At 30.2% G+C, this 5,407-nt stretch carries 7 protein-coding genes; 6 read left to right on the forward strand and 1 reads right to left on the reverse strand.

Annotation, left to right across the window (positions count from 1 at the left end; genetic code table 11):
* The first annotated feature begins 31 nt into the window (after positions 1-31).
* Entirely contained in the window at positions 32-475 is a 444-nt protein-coding gene (locus tag CN601_RS27080; RefSeq protein ID WP_098172348.1) for a tyrosine-type recombinase/integrase, read from the forward strand.
* Between the two features lie 358 nt (positions 476-833).
* Here the strand turns inward: CN601_RS27080 and CN601_RS21830 are convergent, their stop codons facing one another.
* Entirely contained in the window at positions 834-1,292 is a 459-nt protein-coding gene (locus tag CN601_RS21830) for a hypothetical protein (protein ID WP_098172349.1), read from the reverse strand.
* 518 nt (positions 1,293-1,810) lie between these two features.
* Between CN601_RS21830 and CN601_RS21835 the strand changes: the two genes are divergently transcribed.
* From CN601_RS21835 to CN601_RS21850, 5 genes are all read left to right on the forward strand, one after another.
* The gene (locus CN601_RS21835; protein ID WP_179865645.1) at positions 1,811-2,404 is read left to right on the forward strand and encodes a sigma-70 family RNA polymerase sigma factor; all 594 of its coding nucleotides are present in this window, start codon (positions 1,811-1,813) and stop codon (positions 2,402-2,404) included.
* An 80-nt stretch (positions 2,405-2,484) separates the two neighbouring features.
* Positions 2,485-2,619, forward strand: a complete 135-nt coding sequence (locus tag CN601_RS27695; RefSeq protein WP_257131783.1) for a hypothetical protein — start codon at positions 2,485-2,487, stop codon at positions 2,617-2,619.
* Entirely contained in the window at positions 2,616-2,816 is a 201-nt protein-coding gene (locus CN601_RS21840; protein WP_098172351.1) for a hypothetical protein, read from the forward strand. The genes CN601_RS27695 and CN601_RS21840 overlap by 4 nt, the downstream gene beginning before the upstream one ends.
* A gap of 28 nt (positions 2,817-2,844) precedes the next feature.
* Positions 2,845-4,698, forward strand: coding sequence for a DUF5906 domain-containing protein (locus tag CN601_RS21845; RefSeq protein WP_098172352.1), 1,854 nt, complete (start codon positions 2,845-2,847; stop codon positions 4,696-4,698).
* 377 nt (positions 4,699-5,075) lie between these two features.
* Positions 5,076-5,407 (forward strand): hypothetical protein (locus tag CN601_RS21850; protein WP_142317398.1); only part of this gene is annotated, 332 nt, incomplete at its 3' end.

A 5,407-nucleotide genomic window follows, 5' to 3' on the forward strand; every position in this document is an offset into this window, starting at 1 on the left:
TTTTATTTTGCATTAAACAGCTAGTACAGGTATCAGAAATGGAGAGTTAAGGGGTATTAAACTTGAAGATATCAAAGGGGAGTGTATAATCATTAAAAAGGCAAAAGGAGGAAAAGAAAGGGTTGTCGGTATTCCTCCAATTGTTCAAAAACAATTAATGACCTATCTGAGAAAGAGAAATCAACACGCTAAGTTTAATAGGTCAGACTATCTTTTGATTAGTCAACATACTGGTATTGCCCTTTGTGGGAGAACAATACTAAGAATAATAAATGACGCTGGTGGGGACGTTGGTGTACATAGTCTAAGGCGTTTCTTTGCTATTCAACAACTTGAACACAATGACTTATACTCAGTTAGTCGTATGATGGGGCATGAGAGTATCAAGACTACAGCAGTATATTTACAATCAATGGGTGATGACAAGATAATTAAAAGGAGTCTTGAACATAATCCAATAAATGATCTTTTATAATGAAATAGATCAGTTGAGACACTTACGTAATGTGAGTGTCTTTTTTTGTATTGGCTATGTTAAATTAAAATATTGTTTTTAGAACTAAAAAATGGGTTGTCTAATTAGACAACCTTTAGGAACACTTATTGAACTAACGCATGCGTTAGTTTGATAAGAATTAAAAAGAGAGATACCCACAGGAGAAAGAGTTTCTCTAAAAAATAGGTGATATTGGTAAAGAATACAAAAAAGAAATGTAATATTATTATATAAAAATTAGTATTAATTGTTTAAGTAATACGCCTTTTTTATTATTTAAATGTAAAAATTTACCAAAATAACTTATACTGGAAAAAGCGTTAGTTGAAGTAGAAATTTATTCATGTTTATCTAATATCCCAAAATAGAGAACTAGTTTGTAATAACTTAACACAACTATATAAGCAAATAAATAACTTATTGCTGTAAAGTATATAGTCCAGCCATTTCGATAAATTACCTGTCCATTACATAAAGCCCAGAACTCAATTAATGTAGTAATTATTGTAAAGAATGCAACAGCAATAATAAAATTTAACTTCTTAAAATAAATAGAAATAATATATAAACAACCTAAAATTGGATACAGGCCCAAATTAAAAGGAAATGCTGACAAGGATAATTCATTATATTTAATTTTTAAACTCCAATAATAATTAAATCCCCAAGTATTTATGATGAAAGCAATAGCTATACATATAGGTATAAAAATGATCATGATTTTTGGTACTTTTATAAATAAAAGTATCCCAACAAGCCAAGGTAAAATAAATCCAAATAAAATATATATAAACACAAAATCCCACCATTAAGTTTATTTTAATTGTTATATTTTATCCTGGTTCTTATGCAACTAAACTGCCATATAGTTGTATAAGAAAATCAACAATGTAGCTTAACAGAGCCTTTGTATAAAAAATTGAAGAGAGGACATATGCAAAATATCGGTATCTTTCGCTATAAAAATGTACGGGTTGTGCGAGATTTCTGTTTCTATTGTTACATAAAATATAAGAGTTAAATTTTATATTGAATTTTTTTATGTCCTTATGCAATATATTGATAATTTTCGCTTGGTAGGTGAGAAAACTTTTTATAGCATTGTGCTAAATATTGTTTCGACTTGTTAGGTAAATGAGGAGAAATTTTTAAGGTGATGGATAAATTCTATCTCCTATTTTTTATGTCTTTGTGCAAGGAATTGATATTTTTCGTTAGGTTTGTGAGAGGACTTTTATAGAAATGTGCAAGATGTAATTTCATTTTGCTATAAAGGTAGAATCATCAAAACAATAAATAGAGGAGATGAGAACATTGAGTAAATATGAAGGATTAGAAGAAATACTTGACTCTATGAGGATTAAAACAACTCAATATGGTTCATCAAGTGCAATACTACCAGATGATAAATACGAATTTCCAATACTTCCAAAAAGTATTGAACGTTCATTAGATAAATATGGACAAGCATCTACTAAAACCTATGTTCCAGATGGTAGAAATGAAAAACTTGAATCAATGGCAAATGAATGGTTAGAGCAGTACAGACCAAAAAACAAAAGTGTTAATACATTTGTAAGATACTCAAAGGGTGACTTTGAAAGTGTTGTATTAAATAGCACACGTTTGTCAGACCGTCTGAGAGTGAGTAGTGGTTTGCAAAGGATTGACGACAAAACAATATCTAAAGTCCTACGATTGTTACCTAAAGAAAGTCATAGAGAATATATTCGTCTTTATTGGGTTGAAGGATTGAATCAAGATCAGATAGCAGAAAGTTTAGGAGTATCACAATCAAATGTTAGTCAGACGTTAAATTTCATAGTAATTAAAATGAAAAGCTTTTTATTGAACGAAGAGTTGAGGAAACTTAACTGGAAATTCAATGGGAAGCTTATTTCTTTGTAGATTTTTAACAAATTATTACATTTGAAGCTTATTTTTTATATCTATTATGTAAACAAAACTTAAACAAAGGAGAACTAAACATGATAAGAGCAAGTATTGAAACAATAGCAAAACTAAGAGAAATAGCAAAATACAACAGTCGAAGTATGACTCAACAATTAAAGGTAATTATTGACAACATATTTATTGAAATGAAGGAGGAACAAAATAAATGACTTGTAAATTGTTTTACAACAAAAATGGGGTAACAATTCAAACTCCAAGACAAACAAAGAGGTTTCGTTCAAAGACAGATCAGCTGTTTAATGAACGAGACCTTTTTAAATTCATTGATATAGATTATACAAAGTATTACTCATTCACAAGAAACTGGAATGATGATTATTCAAATATTGAGAGAGAATCACATTAAATTAAACAACTAGAGGAGACGAGAGACAATGAAAATGGAATATATAGAATTTAAAGCAGGAGAGAAATTTGCTGGTAAAGGTGCTGACAAAAGTCCATCACATGACTCTTTTTGTGATGCGGGTTTATTAATACCAGATGATGTAATTGTGATTGACATAGATTCATTACCTAAAGAAATTACCGAGAGTATGATTAAGAAGTTCAACCTTAATACAATGATTGTTGAAACTGGAAGGGGTCATCACCTATGGTTCAAAAAACCTAAAGGTATGAGAAAGGTTAAGAAAGACTCTTTTAATTCTTTGGGTGTTGAGTTTGAATACAAAGACTGCAATAACACAAGTCGAGGAATAACTATAAAACAAAATGGAGTTATGAGAACAATTAGAAATGCAGGAACACTTCAAGAGTTACCAGAATTCTTAGCTCCACTATCTAAGGTCAAGGAGTCATTACTTGGTTTATCAGATGGAGATCGAACAGATAACAAACTTTATGCGCATAAGTTTAAGATCATGTACCTTTCTAATTGGAAACAAGTTATGTATTTTATCAATGACTATATTATTGAATATCCTTTTGATAAAGACGATATTGATAGAATTACTCGTGATGAGGAAGTCACTGTTACCAGCTCCAAGACTCATTATGACGTTGCAATTGAGTTAATTAATAAGTTAAACATTGTTCGATATAGTAAGGTCATTTACGTCTATGATGGCAAAAGATACGTTGTAAGTGAAGAATTAAAACGTGTTATAGCTCAACACTTGAGAGGACAAAGAACAGAATATCAAAATGAAGTTATCAAACAGATTGAATTATATGCAGAAGATGTAGCAGATAGAAAAGGTGGTTTTGATATTAAGTTCAAGAATGGAATTTTACGAGATGGAACTTTTTATGAAATTGATTCACACGAATTCACACCTCATTATATTGATTGGAAATATAATGATGAACAAGAAGCAGTTGAAATATTGGATTACTTCTTGAACAACATTTCAAGTGGATTCAAAGGACAAGAAGCAGAACAAGAATACAAAGACCTTTTACTTGAGATGGTAGCTCATACTTTAATTACTAATATTAATATTAAACAGAATAAAGCATTTCAAAAAGTATTCTTTATCGCTGGTGATGGAGGGAATGGTAAAGGCGCATTATTTAGATTAATTCAAACACTACTAGGCAAAGGGAATTACAGAACAAATAAATTAGAAAAATTATCAGATGACAGGTTCATTTATGGTATGAAAGGAGCTCTAGCCAATTTAGGTAATGATATAGAAGATCAAGCAATTGATTCAAAGACAATGAGTAATCTTAAATCTATTTCATCTGGTGATGAGATTGAAGTTAGAGCTTTATATGGTATGCCTATTACAGAAACCATTACAGCTACTCAAATATTTACAACTAACCATATCTTAAAGAGCTTTGAAAAAGGTAACGCTTGGGAACGTAGAGCAGTATGGTGTCCTATGTTTGCTCCACCAGAAAGAGAGTTCAAGAACTTCTATGAACAGTTATTATCGGACGAATCAATTGAATATTTTTTGTTATTAGTTATGAAAGCCTATTTCAGATTAATGGAGAATGGGAAGTTTACAAGATCTAAGAAAGTAACTGAGTTTACAAGTGATTATCATATTGAAAACAATGGTACTTTAGAGTTTTTATCTTTTATGGAAAGAGAAGATATTGTTGGAAAAAGAACTCCAGAAGTTTATGAAGAATACGAAACGTGGGCAAATGAGAATGGTATAAAGTTGCAGAGTCAAAAGATACTCAAAGATACGGTATTGAAAGAGTTTGATCTTGTTATTAAAGGTAAGATGGTTAATGGCAAGGTTGCAAAGGTATATCAAGAGAAGTAATAACTTAACCACTTAACCACTTAACCATTTCAAAATGAGGTGGTTAACTTTTTGGTTAAGCAAAAAACTCAGTAGTACCAAGGCTTTAACCCTTGACTTAACTACTTAACCACTAATATCCTTTTAAAATTAAATTAATATTATAAGAGTGTTTCTTTAAAGGAAAATACTTTTGAAACCTTGTTAATTAGTTTTTTGGTTAACTGCAGGAAATTTATTTAAATCACTGGTTAATGGTTAAGTGGTTAATATGGTATCTCAACCCTTGATATAAAAGGTTTTCTGGGTTAACTACTATATTTCTTGAGTGGTTAACAGTGGTTAAGGTGGTTAATTAAATAAATACAAAAAAAACAATTCAAAAGGAGATATTAACAATGCATATTAAACAAAACTTTGAAGGTGTACTAAAAACTTTAAACAATTACTCTGACTATGAGTGGACTACTAATGGAAGTGAAATAAATATGAAAACTCCTAATGGTTACAAAATAAGCCTTAAGTCTAATTGGAAAATTAATTCTGATGTTCATATACGACTTTTTGGTGGAGATGACTGGACAACAAAATTAAGGACTTGTAAGTTTATGAACGTTGTTTGTCTGGACTCGAACTTTAGAGAGATGCTAAAAGAATTAATTGATCTGGCTAAATACTCTATGCCAGTAGAGAAGAAACCGAGTGAAATAGATTGTAGATTGTCAACTAA

Source organism: Bacillus sp. AFS017336 (genome assembly GCF_002555445.1).
Classification (GTDB): domain Bacteria; phylum Bacillota; class Bacilli; order Bacillales; family Bacillaceae_G; genus Gottfriedia.

What these genes read in the sequence shown, in the direction of transcription:
- CN601_RS27695 (WP_257131783.1), top strand. Translation starts at nt 2,485, where the DNA reads ATGATAAGAGCAAGTATTGAAACAATAGCAAAACTAAGAGAAATAGCA.
- CN601_RS21840 (WP_098172351.1), top strand. Translation starts at nt 2,616, where the DNA reads ATGACTTGTAAATTGTTTTACAACAAAAATGGGGTAACAATTCAAACT.
- CN601_RS21845 (WP_098172352.1), top strand. Translation starts at nt 2,845, where the DNA reads ATGAAAATGGAATATATAGAATTTAAAGCAGGAGAGAAATTTGCTGGT.